The sequence below is a fragment of the Pseudomonas sp. FG6 genome (genome assembly GCF_057809015.1).
The window spans coordinates 1-22,792 of the sequence record NZ_JBMDJD010000004.1; the positions used below are offsets into that span (position 1 = coordinate 1).

Genomic DNA, 22,792 nt, shown 5'->3' on the forward strand with positions numbered 1-22,792 from the left:
CCTGTGACCGCTCGGTTCGTAGCCGAGTACTCTATCCAGCTGAGCTACGAGTGCAGGTTGTGGTTTTATACCAGATCACAACTGGTTGAAGCCAAGTTATTTGCATTGCTGCAAACAACTCTTAAATGGTGCACTCGACAGGATTCGAACCTGTGACCGCTCGGTTCGTAGCCGAGTACTCTATCCAGCTGAGCTACGAGTGCATTTGTTGCCGCGCATTATAGGTCGTCGAATCTTTTTGTAAAGCGCTTTTTTCAGTAATTTCAATCACTTACCGAACAAGCCAGATTTGACGCACTAAATAAATAATGGCGGAGAACGGGGGATTCGAACCCCCGACACCCTTGTGAGGTGTACTCCCTTAGCAGGGGAGCGCCTTCGGCCACTCGGCCAGCTCTCCGCAACACGGGGCGTATATTAACCAGCTTCATCCCCGTTTGCAAACATAAAAATCGATAAAAATTAATGGCTTGGTTCGTCGTCCTTCTCTTTCTTGATACGCAGGTAAATTTCTTCCCGATGCACAGCAACCTCTTTCGGTGCGTTGACGCCGATACGCACTTGGTTTCCTTTGACGCCGAGCACGGTCACGGTGATTTCGCCATCGCCAATAATCAGGCTTTCCGCGCACCGACGAGTCAGAATCAGCATACCTTTCTCCTCACGCAATACAGTTCAGGGACAACAAGTCTGCAAAAAAAAGGCATTGGACCTACAACCGGAACGGTCGAAGCCTACACGCCTAAGTATTGACCAGCGCGGGCAAAAGAACAGTTTTGGGGCGCGCCATTCAAAAAAACGAAGGGCGCGGTCCAGCCGCGCCCTTCAGACAACGCTTACTCGCCCTGTCGGGCAGCTGCGTCGAGTTCGAAAGCCGTGTGCAGGGCGCGCACGGCCAGTTCCAGATACTTCTCTTCGATCACCACGGAAACCTTGATTTCGGACGTGGAGATCATCTGGATGTTGATACCCTCCTTGGCCAGGGCTTCGAACATGCGGCTGGCCACGCCTGCGTGGGAGCGCATGCCGACACCGACGATCGAGACCTTGGCAATCTTGGTATCGCCAACCACTTCCCGGGCGCCGATTTCGCCAGCGGTCTTTTTCAGCACGGCTTCAGCCGCCGGATAGTCGTTGCGGTGCACGGTGAAGGTGAAGTCGGTGGTGTTATCGTGCGCGACGTTCTGCACGATCATGTCGACTTCGATGTTCGCGGCACTGATCGGGCCGAGAATCTTGAACGCCACGCCGGGGGTGTCTGGCACGCCACGGATGGTCAGCTTGGCTTCATCGCGGTTGAAAGCGATGCCGGAAATGATCGGCTGTTCCATGGATTCCTCTTCATCAATAGTAATGAGGGTGCCCGGACCCTCTTTGAAGCTGTGCAGGACGCGCAGCGGAACGTTGTACTTGCCGGCAAACTCGACGGCGCGGATCTGCAACACTTTCGAACCGAGGCTGGCCATTTCCAGCATTTCTTCGAAGGTGATCTTGTCCAGGCGCTGGGCCACGGACACCACGCGCGGGTCGGTGGTGTAGACACCGTCCACATCGGTGTAGATCTGGCATTCGTCCGCCTTGAGGGCTGCAGCCAGTGCCACACCCGTCGTGTCGGAACCTCCGCGGCCGAGGGTCGTGATGTTGCCGTGCTCGTCGACACCCTGGAAACCGGCGACCACCACCACGCGACCGGCCTTCAGGTCGCCGCGGATCTTCTGGTCGTCGATCTGCAGGATACGCGCTTTGTTGTGCGCGCTGTCCGTCAGGATACGAACCTGGTTACCGGTGTAGGAGACCGCCGGCACGCCACGCTTGATCAGTGCCATGGCCAGCAAGGCAATGGTCACCTGCTCGCCAGTGGAAACGATCACGTCCAGTTCACGGGGAACCGGTTGCTGGTCGCCACTGATTTGCTTGGCCAGATCGATCAGACGGTTGGTCTCGCCGCTCATTGCCGACAGCACAACCACCAGGTCATCGCCCGCATCACGGAATTTCTTAACCTTGTCGGCGACTTGTTCGATTCTCTCGACAGTGCCGACCGAGGTGCCTCCAAATTTCTGTACGATCAAAGCCATTTCAAAGCCGCCTCTGCCCATGAAGGGCGCCCAATAATCAATCAACGGCAACCGGGCCCGCCACTAGACTGCGCGCCCGGAACACTGCCTTAAATACCCTGCTCCACAAATGCCACGGTCTGGGCCAGCGCCGCGTCCAGTGCGCCGGCGTCGGTACCGCCGCCTTGCGCCATGTCCGGACGACCACCGCCCTTGCCGCCCACTGCAGCAGCAGCCTGCTTCATCAAATCACCGGCTTTGAGTTGGCCAGTCAGGTCTTTGGTCACGCCTGCGACGAGAACGACCTTTTCCTCATGGACACTGCCGAGCAGGATCACTGCGCGGCCGAGTTTGTTTTTCAGTTGATCGACCAGCGCCAGCAGCGCCTTGCCGTCCTGGCCATCCAGGCGAGCGGCCAGCACCTTCACGCCCTTGACGTCCACGGCCTGGGCCGACAGATCGTCACCCGCTGCGCTGGCGGCCTTGGCCTGCAACTGTTCCAGTTGTTTTTCCAGCAGGCGGTTGCGTTCCAGCACAGCCGACAACTTGTCGATCAGATTGTCGCGGCTGCCCTTGATCAGGCTGGCCGCTTCCTTGAGTTGTTCTTCAGCGGCATTGAGGTATGCCAGGGCCGCCGCGCCGGTGACCGCTTCGATGCGGCGCACGCCGGAGGCCACGCCACCTTCGCTGATGATCTTGAGCAAGCCGATGTCACCGGTACGGTTGGCGTGGATGCCACCGCACAGTTCCACGGAGAAGTCGCCCATGCTCAACACGCGCACGCTGTCGCCGTACTTCTCGCCGAACAGCGCCATTGCGCCTTTGCGCTTGGCCGTCTCGATGTCGGTTTCTTCAGTCTCGACCGCGGAGTTCTTGCGGATCTCGGCGTTGACGATGTCTTCCAGCGCCTTGATCTGCTCAGGCTTGATGGCTTCGAAGTGGCTGAAGTCGAAGCGCAGGCGCTGACTGTCCACCAGCGAGCCCTTCTGCTGGACGTGCTCGCCCAACACACGGCGCAACGCTTCATGCAGCAAGTGCGTGGCGGAGTGGTTCAGCGACGTGGCATGACGAACGTCGGCGTCGACATGCGCCGCCACCGGCGCGGCGATCATCAGGCTGCCCGAGGCCAGCACGCCATGGTGCAGGAACGCGCCACCGGTCTTGGTGGTGTCGCGCACGTCGAAGCGCGAATTGCCGGCCTGCAGATAGCCACAGTCACCGACCTGGCCACCGGACTCGGCGTAGAACGGCGTCGTGTCCAGCACGATCACACCTTCCTGGCCTTCGCTCAGGATGTCGACCGATTGCCCGTCCTTATAGATGGCAACGATCTTGGCCGAACCGCTGGTGCCGGCGTAACCGGTGAATTCGGTGGCCACGTCAACCTTGACCAGGCTGTTGTAGTCCATGCCGAAGGAGCTGGCGGAGCGCGCGCGTACCCGCTGGGCTTCCATCTCACGCTCGAAACCTTCCTCGTCGAGGGTCAGGTTGCGTTCGCGGGCGATGTCACCGGTCAGGTCCATCGGGAAACCGTAGGTGTCGTAGAGCTTGAACACCACGTCGCCGGGAACCACGTTGCCCTTGAGCTCGGCCAGGTCCTGCTCGAGGATCTTCAGGCCCTGCTCCAGGGTCTTGGCGAACTGCTCTTCTTCAGCCTTGAGCACACGCTCGATGTGCGCCTGCTGGGATTTGAGTTCCGGGAACGCATCGCCCATCTCGGCCGCCAATGCAGCGACGATCTGATAGAAGAAACTGCCCTTGGCACCCAGCTTGTTGCCGTGGCGGCAAGCGCGACGGATGATCCGGCGCAGCACATAGCCGCGGCCTTCGTTGGACGGCAGCACACCGTCGGCAATCAGGAAGCCGCACGAACGGATATGGTCGGCCACCACTTTCAGCGAAGCCTGGTTGTCGTTGGTGCAACCAATGGCCTTGGCGGACGCGCTCAGCAGGCTCTGGAACAGGTCGATTTCGTAGTTGGAGTGAACGTGCTGCAACACCGCACTGATCCGCTCCAGGCCCATGCCGGTGTCCACCGACGGTGCTGGCAGCGGATGCAACACGCCATCGGCGGTGCGGTTGAACTGCATGAACACGTTGTTCCAGATCTCGATGTAGCGGTCACCGTCTTCTTCCGGCGAGCCGGGTGGGCCGCCCCAGATGTCGGCGCCGTGGTCGTAGAAGATCTCGGTGCAAGGGCCGCACGGGCCGGTATCGCCCATGGTCCAGAAGTTATCGGAGGCGTAGGGTGCGCCCTTGTTATCGCCAATGCGCACCATGCGCTCGGCCGGGACACCGACTTCCTTGGTCCAGATGTCATAGGCTTCGTCGTCGGAGGCGTAGACCGTGACCCAGAGTTTTTCCTTGGGCAGGTTCAGCCACTTGTCGGACGTCAGGAAGGTCCAGGCGAAGGTGATCGCGTCACGCTTGAAATAGTCACCGAAGCTGAAGTTACCCAGCATTTCGAAGAAGGTGTGGTGACGTGCGGTATAGCCGACGTTTTCCAGGTCGTTGTGCTTGCCACCGGCACGCACGCATTTCTGGCTGCTCACCGCACGGGTGTAGGCACGTTTTTCCTGGCCCAGGAAGCAGTCCTTGAACTGGTTCATCCCCGCATTGGTGAACAGCAGGGTCGGGTCGTTGCCCGGGATCAAAGAGCTGGAGGCTACTCGGGTGTGGCCTTGCTCTTCGAAGAAGCGAAGGAAGGCTTCACGGATTTCTGCGCTTTTCATTAGGTTCTTCCACGGAGGCTGCGGCCAAAGGCCTGTGCAAAACGTCAACAGACGAAGCAACGGCAAAGGGCCGCATTATATCGGCCCTGCGCGCGGGGTACAGCGTGTTTATGCGATAGAAACTGTCAATTGGCCCGGATGGTGGGTCATTGACGGGAAAATTCGACGAAAGCGGCGATCACCTGGTCTATTTGCGCCGCGCTCACGTCCATGTGCGTCACCATTCGCAGGCGTGACGCCGCGCTGAGCTTGATGCCCCGTTCGTCGGCAAACGCCTTGATTGCCTCGGCCCGCTCGCCGATTTGCACATAGACCATGTTGGTCTGCACCGGCTCGACCTCGTAGCCCGCCGCCCGCAAGCCGTCGGCGAGCCGCAGGGCGTTGGCGTGGTCATCGGCCAGGCGCCGGACCTGATGCTCCAGGGCATACAGCCCCGCCGCCGCGAGGATCCCGGCCTGGCGCATGCCGCCGCCCACCATCTTGCGCAATCGGCGGGCCTTGGCGATCAATGGCGCGCTGCCACACAGCACCGAGCCCACCGGCGCGCCCAGCCCCTTGGACAGGCACACCGAGACCGAGTCGAAATGTTGCGTGATCTCCCGGGCATCGACATTCAACTTGACCGCCGCGTTGTACAACCGCGCGCCGTCCAGGTGCAGGGCCAGGCCATGTTCCTGGGTAAAGCGCCGGGCCCGGGCCAGGTAGTCCAGCGGCAGCACCTTGCCTTGCATGGTGTTTTCCAGGGCCAGCAGGCGGGTGCGGGCGAAGTGGACGTCATCGGGTTTGATTGCCGCCGCAACCTGCGCCAGGTCCAGGGAACCGTCCGCCTGAACTTCAAGGGGCTGGGGCTGGATCGAGCCAAGCACCGCCGCCCCACCGCCTTCGTATTTGTAGGTGTGGGCTTGCTGGCCGACGATGTATTCATCGCCGCGTTCGCAGTGGGCCATCAACCCCAGCAGGTTACTCATGGTGCCCGAGGGCACGAACAGTGCAGCGGCAAACCCCAGGCGCGCGGCCAACTCGGCTTCGAGACGATTGACCGTCGGGTCCTCGCCATACACGTCGTCGCCGGTCGGTGCGCAGGCCATGGCATCGAGCATGCCGGAGGAAGGTTGGGTGACCGTGTCGCTGCGAAGATCGATAACACTCATGCATCTGGCCTCGGGTTCGGGTGGCGGGAATTCCGTTTCGAAGGTCATTACTGCGGTCATGGCGAGGAATAATCAAGACGGGGCGAAGAAAAGGACAACAAAACCCTTGTGCTGTGGGAGCAAAGCTTGCTCGCGATGGCGTCGGGTCAGGTTGTGTTGATGTTGACTGACCCACAGCTATCGCGAGCAAGCTTTGCTCCCACGGCTCGCTCCCACAGGGGGTTGTGTGTTAAAAATCGTCCGCCATCACGAAATGTGGCGGCAAAAACGTTCTCAGGGCGGGGTGTAATTCCCCACCGGCGGTAATTGCACGCAACGTGCATAGCCCGCGAGCGCTTGGCGGTACACGGCTGTTGCGGTGTAGCGGCAAGGTCAGCAGACCCGGTGTGATTCCGGGGCCGACGGTCATAGTCCGGATGAAGAGAGAACGGGATTGACACCCAAGGGCCGCCTGCGACTGTCTTGTGCGCGGCGTACCCTCGAATCCCCTTCGATTCATGACGCCCTGTTTTTCACACAAACAGGAACCAGAACATGCAACCCACTGCAATCGACAGCAAGACCAAACACCACCCGAACGAGCGCGTCGCGTTCATCCAGGCCTGCTGGCACAAGGAAATCGTCGACCAGAGCCGTAAAGGTTTCGTCGCCGAAATGATCGCCCAGGGTTATCAGCCAAGCGATATCGACTTCTTCGAAGTCGGCGGCGCCTTCGAGATCCCGCTGCACGCCAAGCTGCTGGCCAAGTCAGGCCGCTACGCGGGCATCGTCGCCGCCGGCCTGGTGGTGGACGGCGGCATCTACCGTCACGAGTTCGTCGCCCAATCGGTAATCAGCGGCCTGATGCAGGTCCAACTGGAAACCGAAGTGCCGGTGTTCTCCGTGGTGCTCACGCCCCATCACTTCCATGCGGGGGAAGAGCACCAGAAATTTTTCTTCGATCACTTCGTGCACAAGGGCCAGGAAGCGGCGAAGACCTGCGCCGATACGCTGCACAAGACCCGGGCGTTGCGTCAGGGTGAGCAGCGGGCGGTAGCGGTCTAAAAGTAGCCCAAAGCGCCTGTGGGAGCGGGCTTGCTCGCTCCCACAATGGTCCTGTGTGTGGGATTTAGATCAGGTGCTCATCCGTCGCCGGCACAATCAGAATGCCGGCCCGCAAGCCATTCTTGACCTTGGGATTCGGAAAGATGATCCGGGCGCCCTCCTCTTCGATCACCCAGCGGGTCTGGGCGATGTCTTCGGCCAGAACGTAGCCTTTTCCAAGCTCCGAGAAGTTCTCGATGTCCGCCGGCAGGTTCAGGCGGAAGCTGTCGCTATGCTTGATGATTTCCCGCGCCACACTGAACAGCTGCAAGCCATCCAGCCCTTCGTCCAGTTCCGGCTCGCTGCCTTCGATGATCTGTTGCAGGCGCTTTTCCAACCGGCTGACATTGACACCGTCGTTCTGCCCGAACGGCCGGGCCTTGCCCAGTTCCAGCGTGAAGGACTCGGCGCCGAGCTGCTCGTAGGTGTAAGCGCTGAACACGATGGACGGCTTGTTCTGCAACAGCACCGCCTCCATGCCGGCAGCCCGCAGGCGCGCCAGTTCACGGCGTGAATGCGGACGGTCCTCCTTCCACGGGTAGAGGGCGAACTGCTCGATCTTCGAACCACGGATGGCGGTGTGCAGGTCGTAGTGCAAGCGGCTGCGATCCGGCAGGCTGAAGAAACTGGCGGCCAGTCGCTCCAGCTCGCATGCCCGCAGCGCCTCGGGGCCGCCGCTCAGCTCGTGGCGACCATTGAACAAACGATTGACGTCCTGTTCGACGAAACGCTCCCCACGGCGTATGGCCTCGGGGTTGCCGAACAGGAACAGGATGCGTGCCCGTGGCTTCAAATCCCCACGGGCGATGTCATGCAGCAGGCGATCGAGCAACTCGATCGGTGCGGTTTCGTTGCCGTGGATACCGGCTGACAGCAACAGGTCCAGGCCATTGTCCCGGGACTCGGGCGGCTTGACCTCCAGCGCGCCCTCGCTCAGCCAGCGCATCCGTACGCCTTCGACAGTCAGTTGAGTCTTCTCCGCCGGTTCACGACCGGCGAGGGTCAGTTCAAGCAGTTTGCCGAGGGCGAGCATAGGGCGGTTCCTTAATGGTCGTGGTCGCAATCCGGGCCATGGACGTGACCGTCGTCGCCGAGGTCGGCCGGTTCCATTTCCAGTTGCAGGCTGACCAGGTTGGTGGCCAATGGACGCAGCAGCAGGTTGGCGTATTCCTCGTCGTCTTCCTCGACGTCGACACCGATCAGCAACTGGCCACGGCCGTCTTGCTGGATCCACAACTCCTTGCCTTGCCACATCACCGCGACGCGGGTGCAGGAGGTTTCCAGCTGGGTGCCGTCACTGTCTTCGAGGATCAGTTGCAGGGTATCGCTCATGTCTTTACGTTCTCGTCTGGAAATAAGGCAACGCGCCCTGCATTGACTGTAGTCAGGTCGCGCGCGCTTTCAATTGATCTGGAAAGGATAAACCGCGCCAAGTTTAAGGATTTGTGTCAGTTCATCCAGTGCCGTGCGGCATTCGAGCAGCAATTGCGGGTCCGCCAGGTCATTTTCGGTCATGCGGTCGCGGTAATGCCGCTCAACCCAATGGGTCAGCGAATCGTACAACGGCGCGGTCATGATAACCCCTGGGTTGACGGCCGCCAGTTCGGTTTCATTGAGGGCCACGCGCAACCGCAGGCACGCCGGGCCGCCACCGTTCTGCATGCTTTGCTTGAGGTCGAAGACCTTCACTTCGCGAATCACCCCGCCGGAACTCGTCAGGCCTTGCAGGTATTGCCAGACGCGCTCGTTGGCGCGGCACTCTTGCGGCACGATCAACAGCATCGAGCCGTCGGGACGCGACAGCAACTGGCTATTGAACAGGTAGGAGCGCACCGCGTCGTCCACGGTCACTGCCGAACGCGGCACGCAAACCGCCTGGAATTTGCCGCCGACCTTGGCGAGCTTGCTGCTCAGCTCGGCCAGCATCTTGTCGGTCTCAAGGAAGGCATCCTCGTGGTAGAACAGCACTTCGCCGTTGCCCACCGCGATCACATCGTTATGGAACACGCCCTGGTCGATCACCGACGGATTCTGCTGGGCGTACACCACGCCCTCCTCCTTCAACCCATGCAGCCGGGCAACGGCCTGGGAGGCTTCGAGGGTCTGACGCGCCGGGTACTTCTGCGGCGACGGGTAGCGGGTGTCGAAGGCGCTGCGACCGAACACGAAGAATTCCACGCCGACCTCGCCGTAGCTGCGGCAGAAACGGGTGTGGTTGGCCGCCCCTTCGTCGCCAAATTGCGCCACGGCCGGCAACGCCGCGTGGTGGGCAAAGTGTTGCTGATCGGCAAACATCGCGCCCAGCACGCGGCTGGTGGTCGGGTGTTCGATGCTGCGGTGGTATTTGCAGTTCAGGTTGGCGGCGGTGAAATGCACGCGACCGTCGGCAGTGTCGGCGCTCGGGCTGACGGTGGCGGCGTTGGCTACCCACATGCTGGAAGCCGAGCAACTGGCGACCAGCAGCGGCATCGCTTCTTTCGCCGCTTGCTGGATGACCTGGGCATCGCTGCCGGCAAAGCCCAACCGACGCAGCGCCGCCACGTCCGGGCGCTCCTGTGGCGCCAGTACACCTTGCTGGAAGCCCATGTCCATCAGCGCTTTCATTTTCGCCAGGCCTTGCAGCGCCGCTTCCTTGGGATTGGAGGACTGCTGGCTGTTGCTCTGGGAGGCGACGTTGCCGTAGGAGAGCCCGCCGTAGTTATGGGTCGGCCCCACTAGACCGTCAAAGTTGACTTCAAAGGATTTCATCAGCGAGGCTCCACGAGGATCTGTTTTTATAGGCATCAAGTAACAACCGCATCGCGGCCATCGCGGACAAGCCTTGCTCCCACAGGAGTTGCATAGCATCTGTGGGAGCAAGGCTTGCCCGCGATTGGGTTTACACCATTCTCACGCCCGGGGTCAGGCTAGCCGGCATGACAAGGCTCGGGGTTTCCAGGGACGCCACCGGGTACGCGCAGTAGTCGGCCGCGTAGTAGGCGCTGGCGCGATGGTTGCCCGAAGCCCCGACACCGCCGAACGGCGCGCTGCTGGCGGCGCCGGTCAGTTGCTTGTTCCAGTTGACGATACCGGCACGGCTTTGCAGCCAGAACTGCTGGTAACGCGCTTGCGAATCCGACAGCAACCCGGCAGCCAGGCCATATTGGGTGTTGTTGGCTTCGGCGATGGCCGCCGGGAAATCCGAGTAGCGGATCACTTGCAGCAATGGCCCGAACAATTCCTCGTCGGGACGCTCGGTCACCGCCGTCACGTCCAGGATGCCCGGCGTCAGCAACGCTGCCTGGGCCAGGGGCTGGGTCATGGCCAGCAGCGCCACCGCGCCCAGGCCAAGCAAATGGTTCTGCGCGTCCATCAATGCCTTGGCCGCGCCCAGGGAAATCACCGAGCCCATGAACGGCGCCGGTTGCTGGTCGAAGGCACCGACCTCCAGGGTCGAGCTGACCGCCACCAGGCGCGCCAGCAAGGCATCGCCCCACGCACCTTCCGGCACCAGAAGGCGGCGTGCGCACGTGCAACGCTGGCCGGCCGAAATGAACGCGGACTGGATAATGGTGTAGACCGCCGCGTCGACGTCCGCCACCTCGTCCACCACCAGCGGATTGTTACCGCCCATTTCCAGCGCCAGGATCTTGTCCGGGCGACCGGAGAATTGTTGATGCAACAGGTTGCCAGTGCGGCTGGAGCCGGTGAAGAACAGGCCGTCGATCCCCGGGTTCGCCGCCAGGGCGATGCCGGTTTCCCGTGCCCCTTGCAGCAGGTTCAGCACGCCCGCCGGCAGGCCGGCTTCGACCCAGCACTTGACCGTCAGCTCGGCGACTTTGGGCGTCAGTTCACTCGGCTTGAACAGCACACTGTTGCCCGCCAACAGCGCCGGTACGATGTGGCCGTTGGGCAGGTGGCCGGGGAAATTGTAGGGGCCGAACACCGCCACCACACCGTGGGGCTTGTGGCGCAGCACGGCGGTGGCGTCGCCCAGGGGGCCGCTCTTTTCGCCGGTCCGCTCGCGGTAGCTCTGCACCGAGATCGCCACCTTGTTGATCATGCTGGTGACTTCGGTGGCCGCTTCCCACAACGGCTTGCCGGTTTCCTCACCGATGCAATGGGCCAATTCGTCAGCATGGTTCTTCAGGGTTGCAGCGAAGGCTTCCAGCACCTGGATGCGCTCATCCAGCGAGCGCCGCGCCCAGTCCGGGAATGCCTGGCGCGCGGCCTGCACCGCCGACTCGACTTGTGTCGCTGTCGCGCCTTTGCCCGACCACAGCACGTGCTGGGTCACCGGGTTCAACGACTCGAAGGCGTCGCCCTGACCTTCCAGCCAGCTTCCTGCGATGTACAGCGACTTCATTATTTCGACTCCCGAGCGGGGGACAACGCGACGGCGCGCACTTGGTCGCCAGCATTGAGTTGAAGACGTTTGGCGGTCAGCGGATCGACCACCAGGGTGCCTGCGGCGAGGCGTGCCGGTGCTGCGGTGATGCGGCAATCCAGGCACTTGCGGTTGTGGATGAGGAACGGCGTGGCGTCGTCACCCGGCGTGCCGATGGCCAACACCAGCGCCTGGCTGTCACGCACTGCGCGGATCTTGCTGGTTTCGCACTCCACGGCCGGGCCGGCGTCGAAGATGTCGACGTAACCCTGGTAGCTGAAGCCTTCGCTCTTGAGCATCGCCAGCGCCGGCTCGGTATCGGTGTGCACCTGGCCAATCACCGCGCGGGCATCTTCGGACAAGAAGCAGGTGTACAGCGGGAACTTGGGCATCAGTTCGGCAATGAAGGCCTTGTTGCCCACGCCGGTCAGGTAGTCGGCCTGGCTGAATTCCATCTTGAAAAAATGCCGGCCCAGGCTTTCCCAGAAAGGCGAACGGCCCTTGTCGTCAGACATGCCGCGCATTTCGGCAATGATCTTGTTGCCGAACAACTGCGCAAACTCGGCGATGAACAGCAACCGCGCCTTGGCCAGCATGCGGCCGTTGAGGCCGGTGCGGTAGTCGGCGTGCAGGAACAACGAACACAGCTCGGAATTGCCGGTCAGGTCGTTGGCCAGGAACAGGGTCGGGATTTCCCGGTAGATGTTCAGTTCCTGGGAGGCGCTGACCGTCAGGCCAACCCGGAAGTTGTACCAAGGCTCACGCAGCCCCACGGCGCCGGCGATGGCCGAGATGCCCACCACGCGACCGTCGTCGTCTTCGAGCACGAACAGGTAGTCCGCATCGGCGCGCCCGGCTTCGCCACGAAAGGTCTTCTCGGCCCAGCCGACCCGATGGGCCAGGCGCTGCTCGTTGGCCGGCAGGGTGGTCAAGCCGGTGCCGGTGCTGCGGGCCAGGTCGATCAGAGCGGGTAAGTCGCTGCTGCGTACGGGACGAACGATCATGCTATCTCCTCAAACGGGTCGCTCACGCCACCCGCGAAACTCAGCTGTAAGGCGGGGCCGTTAAACCGCAACCAGGCGAACGCTGGCGCCTTCGCCGACGCCCAGGGCCTCGGCCGCTTCCATGTCCAGGGTCACCGGCTTGCCGGGCGCGTAATCGAGCTCCAGCAGCACGGCGCGGTAATCCTGCAACAAGCCGTTGGACACCAGGTATTGCCGACCGGCCCCCTTGACCGGTTCACCGATTTTCACCGGCACCACGCGGCTCTGGGCAATCGAGCGGATGCCCGAGACCCGGGCATGCAGAGTCGGACCACCGTCGAAAATGTCGATGTAGTGATCGGTCTCGAAGCCTTCGCGCATCAGGATGTCGAAGGTGATCTGCGCACGCGGATGGACCTGGCCCATAGCTTCTTGCGCGGCGTCCGGCAGCAGCGGCACGTAGATCGGGTAATGCGGCATCAGCTCAGCGAGGAACGTACGGCTTTTCAACCCGCACAAGCGCTCGGCGGCGGCGTAGTTGAGGTCGAAAAAGTTGCGACCGATGGCGTCCCAGAACGGCGAGTCGCCGTGTTCATCGCTGTAGCCGACGATCTCGGTCACCACCGAATCGGCGAAACGCTCCGGATGGCTGGCGACGAACAGCAGGCGTCCGCGGGAATTGAGTTCCGACCATGGCGAACCCACCAGCTCCGGCACCACATAGAAACTGGTCAGCAGGCTGTTGCCCGTCAGGTCGTGGCACTGGGAGAGCACGTGGATCTTGTTGTGGATCTTCAGCTCGCGAGAGGCGTGAACGAAGGTCTCGTTGCGAAAGCTGTAGAACGGTTCGGAATAACCGGCCGACGCGACGATGGCCGAACAGCCCGCCAATTTGCCGGTCTCGGTGTCTTCGAGAACAAAGAAATAGCTCTCTTCGCCGTTGAAGCTGACTTCGGCGGCAAACGAGGCTTCGCTCGCGGCGATCTTGTCGCTCAAGCGTTCCACGTCATCCGGCAAGGAGGTGACACCGATCGGACTGTCCGCAGCCAGACGCTGTACCTCGCCCAGATCAGCCATTTGCGCGGGGCGCATCACCAGCATGGTGTCACTCCTTAACTTGAAATAAAGGGGTCGACCGTTGGGTCGATACACAAAAAAAATATCAATGTGGGAGCAAAGCTTGCTCGCGATGCAGGCAATGATTTCTACCTGCAAGACCGAGGCGATCCATCGCGAGCAAGCTTTGCTCCCACACAAGCCCGGCTCCCACAGGAGAGCCAGGCAAGCCTGAAATCAGGCTTGGGTCAGCTTCGCCACTGCCCGCTCGAAGCGGTCCAGGCCGGCGTCGATGTCAGCGTCTTCCACCACCAGGCTCGGGGCGAAACGAACCACGTCCGGACCGGCTTGCAGGATCATCAGGCCTTCCTGCTCGGCGGCGTTGAAGATGTCCTTGGCCTTGCCTTTCCAGGCGTCGTTCAGCACGCAACCGAGCAACAGCCCCATGCCCCGCACTTGGGTGAACAGGCCGTACTTCTCGCCGATCTGCTCCAGGCGCGCCTTGAATTTGTGATGCTTGGCCTTGACCCCACCGAGCACTTCAGGAGTGTTGACCACGTCGATCACCGCCTCGCCCACCGCGCAGGCCAGCGGGTTGCCGCCGTACGTGGTGCCGTGGGTGCCGACCACCAGGTGCTTGGCCAGCGCTTCGGTGGTGAGCATCGCGGCAATCGGGAAACCGCCGCCCAGGCTCTTGGCGCTGGTGAGGATGTCCGGGACCACGCCGTAGTGCATGTAGGCGAACAACTCACCGCTGCGGCCCATGCCGGTCTGCACTTCGTCGAACACCAGCAGCGCGTTGTGCGCATCGCACAGGTCGCGGGCGCCTTGCAGGTAGCTCTTCTCGGCCGGCAACACACCGCCCTCGCCCTGGATCGGTTCCAGCACCACGGCGCAGGTCTTGTCCGAGATCGCCGCTTTCAATGCTGCCAGGTCGTTATAGGGAACGTGGGTGATGCCGGTAATTTTAGGACCGAAACCGTCGGAGTATTTCGATTGCCCGCCGACGTTGACGGTGAACAGGGTGCGCCCGTGGAAGCTGTTGAGCGCGGCAATGATTTCGTATTTCTCGCTGCCGAAACGGTCGAACGCGACACGACGGGCCAGCTTGAAGGCGGCCTCGTTGGCTTCGGCGCCGGAGTTGCAGAAGAATGCGCGCTCGGCGAAGGTGGCGTTGACCAGCTTATGGGCCAGGCGCAGGGCCGGTTCGTTGGTGAACACGTTGGACACATGCCACAGCTTGTTGGCCTGTTCGGTCAGCGCACCCACCAGTGCCGGATGGGCGTGGCCCAGTACGTTGACTGCGATGCCGCCGGCGAAATCGATCAGTTCACGACCGGACTGGTCCCACACGCGGGACCCGGCGCCACGCACTGGAATGAAGGCTGCAGGCGCATAGTTGGGAACCATAACCTGGTCGAAATCGGCGCGTTGTACCGCGGCTTGCTCAACGGACATCGGAGTCTCCTGAAGAGGAACACCCGCCTGAAACTGGCGAGCGATGGGGGGATTGTAAGGACAGTTTTCAGCCTGGCCTTGTCGCCAAGCGACAACTTCTTATAGCGCCAACCCACGTTTTGCGCGGGTTTACGGCAATGCGACAAATACCGTCGCAAAGGCGCAGTTTAAACGTTGGCAAGGGGTTTAAGGCAGCAGCTTCTACATTTCCCTGGCCAGACCTATCACTTGTGGCAGGGGATTTATCTGTGGGAGCAAAGCTTGCTCGCGATGAACGATAACGCGGTTAGCCTGCACAAACGTGGCGCCTGCGTCGCGGGCAAGCCTTGCTCCCACAGACCCCGCGCCACAAATCTAGCTCCACAGCTCCGCCCCTCGGACTCCCGTATTGCAGGAACGGTATTGCGCCAATCCTAGCCGCGCTCGGACGGCACCGAGGACAGCTCAAACGGGCTGCTGCTGCGTCGCTGGTTGCGGTCTTCGCGCGGCGTGGCGCCGAAGAAGTTGCGGTAGGCGCTGGAGAAGTGCGGCCCCGAGGAGAAACCGCAGGACAGGCCGATCTGGATGATGGATTTGCTGGTCTGCATCAGCATCTGCCGGGCCTTGTTCAGGCGCAGCTCGAGGTAATACTGGCTGGGCACGCGGTTGAGGTATTGCTTGAAGATCCGCTCCAGCTGCCGGCGCGACACGCATACGTGCTGGGCGATTTCATCGGTGGTCAGCGGCTCTTCGATGTTGGCTTCCATCAACAGCACCGCCTGGGTGAGCTTCGGGTGGCTGGAGCCGAGACGGTTTTGCAGCGGGATGCGCTGACGCTCGCCACCCTCGCGAATACGCTCGACCACCAACTCTTCCGACACCGCGCCGGACAACTCCGCGCCGTGATCGCGAGCCAGCACCGCCAGCAACAGGTCGAGCACCGACATGCCGCCACACGCGGTCAGACGATCGCGATCCCAATCGAACAAGTGGCTGGTGGCGATGACCTTGGGAAAGCGCTCTGCGAAATCGTCCTGCCAGCGCCAGTGCACGGCGGCACGGTAACCGTCGAGCAAACCCAACTGGGCCAGCGGATAGACACCAGCGGACAAACCACCAATCACACAGCCGGCACGCACCAGTTGCTTGAGCGCACTGCTGAGCGGCGACGCCAGTGTTGTCGGTGGCTCATCAGCCAACAGGAACACCTTCTGCAAGCCTTCGAGCTTGCCGGCCCAGGGCTCGCCCGGCAATTGCCAGGTGCCTTCGGCGGGCGGCTCAGCCTGCAAGAACGACAACTCGTAAACCACGTCCGGATGCACGCGCTGAGCGACACGCAAGGCCTCCTCGGCCAGCGCCAGCGTCAGGGCTTTAGTGCTGGGCCAAATCAGGAAACCAATTCGATGGGCAGTCATGGCGGGCAATCCGAAGCGAAAACAGTGTTAAAGCCAAAAGCGGCTGCAACCAAATTAGACCATCTGGCGCACGCCGCGCAGAATGACCTGAATCAGGTTTGAACGGGAGCGATTACTTCAGGCTGCCCGACAAAAATTGTTGCAAGCGTTCTGACTGCGGATTGACCAGCACTTCGCGCGGGTTACCGCTTTCCTCGACGATGCCCTTGTGCAGGAACACCAACTGGTTCGACACCTCACGGGCAAAGCCCATTTCGTGGGTCACCACCACCATGGTCCGGCCTTCCTGGGCCAGGGCCTGCATGACCTTGAGCACATCGCCCACCAACTCCGGGTCGAGTGCCGACGTCGGCTCATCGAACAGCATCACTTCCGGCTCCATCGCCAGCGCACGGGCAATCGCCACGCGTTGCTGCTCGCCGCCGGACATGTGGCCCGGGTAAGCGTCCTTGCGATGCGCCACGCCAACCTTGTTCAGGTAGTGCTCGGCCTTCTCGCGCGCCTCGGCCTTGGTCACGCCCAGCACATGCACCGGCGCTTCCATGATGTTTTCCAGCGCAGTCATGTGGGACCACAGGTTGAAATGCTGGAACACCATCGACAAGCGCGAACGCATGCGTTGCAGTTGCTTGGGGTCGGCGGCCTTCAAGGCGCCGTCCTTGCCAGCCACCAGCTTCAGCTCTTCGTTGTTGAGCAGGATCTTGCCGGCATGGGGTTGTTCGAGCAGGTTGATGCAACGCAAGAACGTACTCTTGCCGGAGCCACTGGAGCCGATGATGCTGATCACATCGCCAGCGGCGGCTTTCAGGGACACGCCCTTGAGCACTTCATGACTGCCATAGCGTTTATGCAGGTCTTGGACTTCAAGCTTGTACATGCGGTCGGTTCTCACAAAACGTCAGTCGTTGAGCAGTCGATCGGGTCGATGCGTTATCAGTGCTTGCGCGGGGCCAGGTAACCCAGCCAGCGGCGCTCGGCCAACTTGAACAGGCGCACCAGGATGAAGGTCAGGCACAGGTAGAAAACACCGGCCGTGATGTAAGCCTCGAACGGCAGGTAATACTGCGCGTTTACCGTACGCGCGGCGCCGGTGATGTCGATCAGGGTCACGATGGACGCCAGACTGGTGGTCTGCAGCATCATGATCACTTCGTTGCTGTATTGCGGCAGCGCCCGGCGCAGGGCCGATGGCAGCAGGATCCGCCGGTACAGTTTGGCGCGGGACATGCCCATGGCCTTGGCCGCCTCGATCTCACCGTTGGGCGTGGCGCGCAGGCTGCCGGCGATGATTTCGGCGGTGTAGGCGCTGGTGTTGATGGCGAAGGCCAGGCACGCGCAGAACGTCGCGCTGGACAGCCACGGCCAGAGGAAGCTCTCGCGCACCATCTGGAACTGTGCCAATCCGTAGTAGATCAGGAACAGCTGCACCAGCATCGGCGTGCCGCGAATGACGTAGGTGTAGAGCCAGGCGGTCATGTTGACGACCGGCTGCTTGGACACCCGCATCAGCGCCAGGGGCAATGCCGCCAGCAGGCCGAAGAACAGCGACAAGGCCAGCAGCTTCAGGGTGGTCAGCAAGCCACCGAAGTACAGCGGCAAGGCTTCATAGATGACGTTGTAGTCGAAGATCATAGATCAGCCGCCCTTACGCCTACCGAGTAGCGCTTCTCAAGGTGACGCAGTGCCAGCAACGAGACACTGGTGATCACCAGGTACATCGCCGCCACTGCCAGGAAGAAGGTGAAAGGCTCGCGGGTGGCATCAGCCGCCTGCTTGGCCTTGAACATCATGTCTTGCAGGCCCACCACCGAAATCAGCGCGGTGGCCTTGGTCAACACCAGCCAGTTGTTGGTGAAGCCCGGAATGGCCAGGCGAATCATCTGTGGCACCAGCACCCGGAAAAACACCTGGAACCCACTCATGCCATACGCCATGCCCGCCTCGGCCTGCCCCTTGGGGATTGCCATGAACGCACCGCGAAAGGTTTCCGACAGGTACGCGCCGAAGATGAACCCCAGGGTGCCGATACCGGCCGCCAGCGGATTCAGGTCGATGTAGTCGTCATACCCGAGCATCGGTGCCACGCGGTTGAGCAAGTCCTGGCCGCCGTAGAAGATCAACAGGATCAGCACCAGGTCGGGAATACCGCGAATGACCGTGGAGTACAGATCACCGAGCCACGCCAGCCAACGCACCGGCGACAGGCGCAACGCGACGCCGATCAAACCCAGGACGATAGCCAGAGCCATGGACGACAAGGCGAGCTGAAGCGTCAACCATGCGCCATCGAGGATGACGGCCCCATAGCCTTTCAACATGATTCAGGTCCTCGAAAGTGGGATGAAAAAATGGCGCAAACCGCAGGGATCCTGTTGCTTGCGCCATTTCGCAGGAATGACGGAACGTCGTTACTGGCCGTAGATATCGAAGGCGAAGTATTTGTCCTGGATTTGCTTGTACTTGCCATTGGCACGAATCGCGGTGATCGCGCTGTTGATCTTGTCCTTCAGCGCATCACCCTTGCGCACCGCAATGCCGATGCCGTCGCCAAAGTAGGCCGGGTCGGTGAAGGCCGGGCCGACGAATGCGAAGCCTTTGCCGGCATCGGTCTTCAGGAAGCCATCATCGAGCAGCGTGGCGTCTGCCACGGTACCGTCGAGGCGGCCAGCGGCCACATCCAGGTAGATCTCGTTCTGCGAACCGTATGGCTTGATCTCGACACCTTTTGGCGCCAGGACTTCACGGGCGAAACGCTCGTGGATCGAACCACGCTGCACGCCGATGTTCTTGCCCTTGAGCTCGCCCAGGCTGTCGCCAACCTGCGTGCCGGCCTTCATCACCAGGCGCGCCGGGGTGTTGTAGTACTTGTTGGTGAAATCAACAGACTTCTTGCGATCTTCGGTGATCGACATGGACGACAGGATCGCGTCGATCTTGCGAACCTTGAGCGCCGGGATCAAGCCGTCGAACTCCTGCTCGACCCACTGGCACTTGACCTTCATTTCTTCACACAGCGCATTGCCGATGTCGTAGTCGAAACCGACGATGCTGCCATCCGGCGCCTTCGAGGCGAACGGAGGGTAAGCCGCTTCGATACCGATCTTCAGAGGCTTTTCATCAGCGAATGTCGGCAGGGACAGCACGGACAGTGCCAGGGCGCCAAGCAGCACAAGTTTCTTCATCTTGGGACTCCATCGGTAAAGGGCAAAACGGCAGAGTGAGCAACAGCCCAATATGCGAATGAGTGAAACGAACTTTTGGTGCTGCGTCCTAGGAAGCCCATGCTCAATTCAACACGGGCCACGACGAGCGAGTGATCGGCATTCTAACGACAGCTCCGAAGCCGATATTTCCTCAATGCGACAACAAATTACAGAAGCACCGAGAAAGCCGCCCGAGCACATTGACAGCCCCGCAAATTCATGCAAGAGCAAAAGAAAGGGAACCGATCTATGCTGCAAATTGCGGGCCCATTATTCGCAAACCCTTCTAATCCGGCAAGCACAGCGTGTCGGCTTATTTCACAAACGTCCGGAAAAAGCCCTGAAATGGCGCTTCGCGTTTCCCATTGCCTCGTTGTGGCGCCTTTGGTTACACATTTCGAAACAGGGGTAACGCTCGGAAGCGTCTGACTTTGAAGCTCGATATTTATTCGAACACCAGACCTGTGGAGCAGGGTCTGTGGGAGCAAGGCTTGCCCGCGATGCAGGCGCCACGTCTGTGCAGGCCAACCGCGTCATCGTTCATCGCGAGCAAGCTTTGCTCCCACAGATAAACCCCCTCGCCACAAAGTGAGTGCCACATGCCCATGAAAAAGCCCCGCCCGGCAAATACCGGGCGGGGCTTTTCGGTGCTACACGCTGCCGTCAGGCGACGTTCATGGTCTTGTGCGTCTCGATCAAGTGCGCCACCACACCTGGGTCGGCCAGGGTGGAGATGTCACCCAAGCCGTCGTACTCCGCCGTGGCGATCTTGCGCAGAATGCGGCGCATGATCTTGCCGGAACGGGTTTTCGGCAGCCCCGGCGCCCACTGGATGACGTCTGGCGAGGCGATCGGACCGATCTCCTTGCGCACCCAGTTCTTCAGTTCCAGGCGCAGCGCTTCGCTGGTTTCTTCGCCGGCATTGAGGGTGACGTAGACATAGATGCCCTGCCCCTTGATGTCGTGCGGCACACCCACCACCGCCGCTTCGGCGACTTTCGGGTGGGCAACCATGGCGCTTTCGATCTCGGCGGTGCCCATGCGGTGGCCGGACACGTTGAGCACGTCATCCACCCGGCCGGTGATCCAGTAGTAGCCGTCCTCGTCGCGACGGGCACCGTCACCGGTGAAGTACATGCCGCTGAAGGTCTTGAAGTAGGTGTCGACAAACCGGTCGTGGTCGCCGTACAGGGTACGCGCCTGGCCTGGCCACGAGTCGAGGATTACCAGGTTGCCTTCGGCGGCGCCTTCGATCAGGTTGCCCAGGTTGTCCACCAACGCCGGCACCACGCCGAAGAATGGGCGAGTCGCAGAGCCCGGCTTCAACGCCGTGGCCCCCGGCAACGGGCTGATCAGCACGCCACCGGTTTCGGTCTGCCACCAGGTGTCGACGATCGGGCAACGTTCCTTGCCGACATTCTTGTAGTACCAGTCCCAGGCTTCCGGGTTGATCGGCTCGCCCACCGAACCCAACAGGCGCAGGCTGCTGCCGTCGGCGCCTTCGACGGCGGCGGTGCCCGAAGCCATCATTGCGCGGATTGCGGTCGGGGCGGTGTAGAGAATGCTGACCTTGTGCTTGTCGACGACCTTCGCCACCCGGGTGATGTCCGGGTAGTTCGGCACGCCTTCGAACAGCAGCGTGGTCGCGCCATTGGCCAGCGGGCCATAGACGATATAACTGTGGCCGGTGACCCAACCCACGTCGGCGGTGCACCAGTAGACCTCGCCCGGCTTGTAGTCGAACACGCGCTCATGGGTCAGCGCCGCGTACAGCAGGTAGCCGGCCGTGGTGTGCTGCACGCCCTTGGGCTTGCCGGTGGAGCCGGAGGTGTAGAGGATGAACAGCGCTTCCTCGGCGCCCATTTCCTTCGGCGCGCAAACGGTGCCGGCCACTTTCATCAGGTCTTCGTACCAGATGTCGCGGTGCTGGTTCCACTTGATGTTGCCCGCGGTGCGCTTGCACACGATGACTTTCTGGATGCTGTTGGTTTCCGGGTTGGTCAACGCATCGTCGACGTTGGCCTTGAGCGGGATCTTCTTGCCGGCGCGCACGCCTTCGTCGGCGGTGATCACCACTTTGGACTTGCAGTCGATGATCCGACCGGCCAGGGCTTCAGGGGAGAAACCACCGAACACCACCGAGTGAATCGCACCGATCCGGGCGCAGGCCAGCATGGCGACCACGGCTTCAGGGATCATCGGCATGTAGATGGTCACCACGTCGCCGCGGTGCACGTCCTGGCCGCGCAGGGCGTTGGCGAACTTGCAGACTTCTTCGTGCAGTTCGCGATAAGTGATGTTGCGACTCTCGGACGGGTCATCGCCTTCCCAGATGATCGCAACCTGGTCGCCACGCTCGGCCAGGTGACGGTCGAGGCAGTTGTAGGATACGTTCAAGGTGCCGTCGGCGAACCACTTGATGTCGACGTGGTGATCGTCGAAGGAAGTCTGTTTCACCGTGGTGAAAGGCTTGATCCAATCGAGGCGCTTGGCCTGCTCACGCCAGAAGCCGTCCGGGTTGACGACCGACTGCTGGTACATGGCCTTGTAGGTCGCCTCGTCAGTCAGCGTATTGGCCGCAACCTCGGGACGAACGGGATACACAGAAGCCGCACTCATCTTTCTTACCTCGGTGACAATAGTTGTTTTTGTATGGTCCCGTTGTAGCCCGGGGCGGGCCTATAGAACCATTCGACGATGGTAGTAACAAGTCCCTACAAAATGTCGGTACTAGCGTGCAAGCCCCTGCGTGCGGGCATTTACCCTGTGGAAGCAGGGTCATTCCCACACTGCCCACTCTGTGGTAACCGCCCCCAACAACGATTATTACCAGATCAACCAACAGTGTTTATCAAAACCACGGCTTTTTGCGCCCAGCCCCTGTCCCTAAAATCCACCCCGCCAACCGGCAAACATGATTAACGCAACAGCCCCCACGAAAGGCCGTTAATCCAACTTCCAAAACCTGCTCCCCACGCAACCCGAAAAAAGGTTGCGTGACCCCACTCGACCTCAAGAAAGGTGAAATAGATGAAAGCTTTATGGGTTCTGGTCCTCGGCAGCCTTTGCGCAACCGCAATGGCAGACGAAGCCCCGACCGATGCTGCGCAGCAACAACCAGCCATTGAGGAGTACACCTACTCCACTCACCTGGACATCGCCAAAGTCATCTCCATGAGCGAAATCCCCAATGTCTGCGAAGTGGTCCCGGCCAAAATGGAGTACGACGACTCCAAGGGACAGCGCCACATCCTGCGCTACAGCGTCATGGGCAACGGCTGCTCCAACGGCTGATCACCCCCCGAACGA

Annotated in this window: 19 protein-coding genes, 2 tRNA genes and 1 riboswitch; of the genes, 2 read left to right on the plus strand and 19 right to left on the minus strand. The window is 61.2% G+C overall.

Annotated features, from left to right (window positions below):
* Nucleotides 1-126: 126 nt before the first annotated feature.
* The 6 genes from ACODSJ_RS03500 to ltaE form a co-directional block, all read right to left on the minus strand.
* Nucleotides 127-203, minus strand: a tRNA-Arg gene (locus ACODSJ_RS03500).
* A gap of 106 nt (nt 204-309) precedes the next feature.
* Nucleotides 310-400: transfer RNA gene (locus ACODSJ_RS03505), tRNA-Ser, on the minus strand.
* A gap of 62 nt (nt 401-462) precedes the next feature.
* A complete protein-coding gene (gene csrA / locus ACODSJ_RS03510) occupies nt 463-651 on the minus strand; it encodes a carbon storage regulator CsrA (protein WP_003178872.1) in 189 nt (62 codons plus the stop codon).
* Between the two features lie 185 nt (nt 652-836).
* The gene (locus ACODSJ_RS03515; protein WP_260962327.1) at nt 837-2,078 is read right to left on the minus strand and encodes an aspartate kinase; all 1,242 of its coding nucleotides are present in this window, start codon (nt 2,076-2,078) and stop codon (nt 837-839) included.
* 89 nt (nt 2,079-2,167) lie between these two features.
* A complete protein-coding gene (gene alaS / locus ACODSJ_RS03520) occupies nt 2,168-4,789 on the minus strand; it encodes an alanine--tRNA ligase (protein ID WP_489100405.1) in 2,622 nt (873 codons plus the stop codon).
* 146 nt (nt 4,790-4,935) lie between these two features.
* Complete coding sequence (gene ltaE, locus ACODSJ_RS03525; RefSeq protein WP_489100406.1) at nt 4,936-5,940, minus strand: low-specificity L-threonine aldolase; 1,005 nt, start codon at nt 5,938-5,940, stop codon at nt 4,936-4,938.
* A 265-nt stretch (nt 5,941-6,205) separates the two neighbouring features.
* Nucleotides 6,206-6,373, plus strand: a riboswitch (FMN riboswitch).
* Between the two features lie 101 nt (nt 6,374-6,474).
* Here ltaE and ACODSJ_RS03530 point away from each other — a divergent pair.
* A complete protein-coding gene (locus ACODSJ_RS03530; protein WP_489100407.1) occupies nt 6,475-6,984 on the plus strand; it encodes a 6,7-dimethyl-8-ribityllumazine synthase in 510 nt (169 codons plus the stop codon).
* A gap of 64 nt (nt 6,985-7,048) precedes the next feature.
* On the opposite strand, the gene astE is transcribed toward ACODSJ_RS03530, so the two are convergent.
* The 13 genes from astE to acs all read right to left on the minus strand — a co-directional run bounded on the left by astE (nt 7,049) and on the right by acs (nt 22,102).
* On the minus strand, nt 7,049-8,056 hold the full coding sequence (astE, locus tag ACODSJ_RS03535) for a succinylglutamate desuccinylase (protein ID WP_489100408.1): 1,008 nt from the start codon (nt 8,054-8,056) through the stop codon (nt 7,049-7,051).
* An 11-nt stretch (nt 8,057-8,067) separates the two neighbouring features.
* Nucleotides 8,068-8,355, minus strand: a complete 288-nt coding sequence (locus ACODSJ_RS03540) for a topoisomerase II (protein WP_489100409.1) — start codon at nt 8,353-8,355, stop codon at nt 8,068-8,070.
* Between the two features lie 69 nt (nt 8,356-8,424).
* Nucleotides 8,425-9,771, minus strand: a complete 1,347-nt coding sequence (gene astB, locus ACODSJ_RS03545) for an N-succinylarginine dihydrolase (RefSeq protein ID WP_489100410.1) — start codon at nt 9,769-9,771, stop codon at nt 8,425-8,427.
* Nucleotides 9,772-9,901: 130 nt separating this feature from the next.
* Entirely contained in the window at nt 9,902-11,371 is a 1,470-nt protein-coding gene (astD, locus tag ACODSJ_RS03550) for a succinylglutamate-semialdehyde dehydrogenase (protein WP_489100593.1), read from the minus strand.
* Nucleotides 11,368-12,393: an arginine N-succinyltransferase gene (astA, locus tag ACODSJ_RS03555; RefSeq protein WP_489100411.1), complete on the minus strand. Its 1,026-nt coding sequence runs from the start codon at nt 12,391-12,393 to the stop codon at nt 11,368-11,370. Before astA ends, astD begins: the two co-directional genes overlap by 4 nt.
* A 60-nt stretch (nt 12,394-12,453) precedes the next feature.
* On the minus strand, nt 12,454-13,473 hold the full coding sequence (gene aruF / locus ACODSJ_RS03560; protein WP_489100412.1) for an arginine/ornithine succinyltransferase subunit alpha: 1,020 nt from the start codon (nt 13,471-13,473) through the stop codon (nt 12,454-12,456).
* Nucleotides 13,474-13,665: 192 nt separating this feature from the next.
* A complete protein-coding gene (locus ACODSJ_RS03565; protein ID WP_489100413.1) occupies nt 13,666-14,886 on the minus strand; it encodes an aspartate aminotransferase family protein in 1,221 nt (406 codons plus the stop codon).
* Between the two features lie 413 nt (nt 14,887-15,299).
* Nucleotides 15,300-16,280 (minus strand): GlxA family transcriptional regulator, encoded by a 981-nt coding sequence (locus tag ACODSJ_RS03570; protein ID WP_489100414.1) that lies wholly within the window; start codon nt 16,278-16,280, stop codon nt 15,300-15,302.
* 112 nt (nt 16,281-16,392) lie between these two features.
* A complete protein-coding gene (locus tag ACODSJ_RS03575; RefSeq protein ID WP_489100415.1) occupies nt 16,393-17,157 on the minus strand; it encodes an ABC transporter ATP-binding protein in 765 nt (254 codons plus the stop codon).
* Nucleotides 17,158-17,213: 56 nt separating this feature from the next.
* Nucleotides 17,214-17,912: an ABC transporter permease gene (locus tag ACODSJ_RS03580; protein ID WP_489100416.1), complete on the minus strand. Its 699-nt coding sequence runs from the start codon at nt 17,910-17,912 to the stop codon at nt 17,214-17,216.
* Nucleotides 17,909-18,598 carry an ABC transporter permease gene (locus ACODSJ_RS03585; protein WP_025215109.1) on the minus strand — a complete coding sequence of 230 codons (690 nt, stop codon included), beginning with the start codon at nt 18,596-18,598 and terminating at the stop codon, nt 17,909-17,911. The genes ACODSJ_RS03580 and ACODSJ_RS03585 overlap by 4 nt, the downstream gene beginning before the upstream one ends.
* Nucleotides 18,599-18,688: 90 nt before the next feature.
* Nucleotides 18,689-19,462 (minus strand): ABC transporter substrate-binding protein, encoded by a 774-nt coding sequence (locus ACODSJ_RS03590; protein ID WP_489100417.1) that lies wholly within the window; start codon nt 19,460-19,462, stop codon nt 18,689-18,691.
* Between the two features lie 684 nt (nt 19,463-20,146).
* Nucleotides 20,147-22,102: an acetate--CoA ligase gene (gene acs / locus ACODSJ_RS03595; protein ID WP_489100418.1), complete on the minus strand. Its 1,956-nt coding sequence runs from the start codon at nt 22,100-22,102 to the stop codon at nt 20,147-20,149.
* Between the two features lie 411 nt (nt 22,103-22,513).
* Between acs and ACODSJ_RS03600 the strand changes: the two genes are divergently transcribed.
* Nucleotides 22,514-22,777, plus strand: a complete 264-nt coding sequence (locus ACODSJ_RS03600; RefSeq protein ID WP_489100419.1) for a DUF2790 domain-containing protein — start codon at nt 22,514-22,516, stop codon at nt 22,775-22,777.
* Nucleotides 22,778-22,792 lie beyond the last annotated feature (15 nt).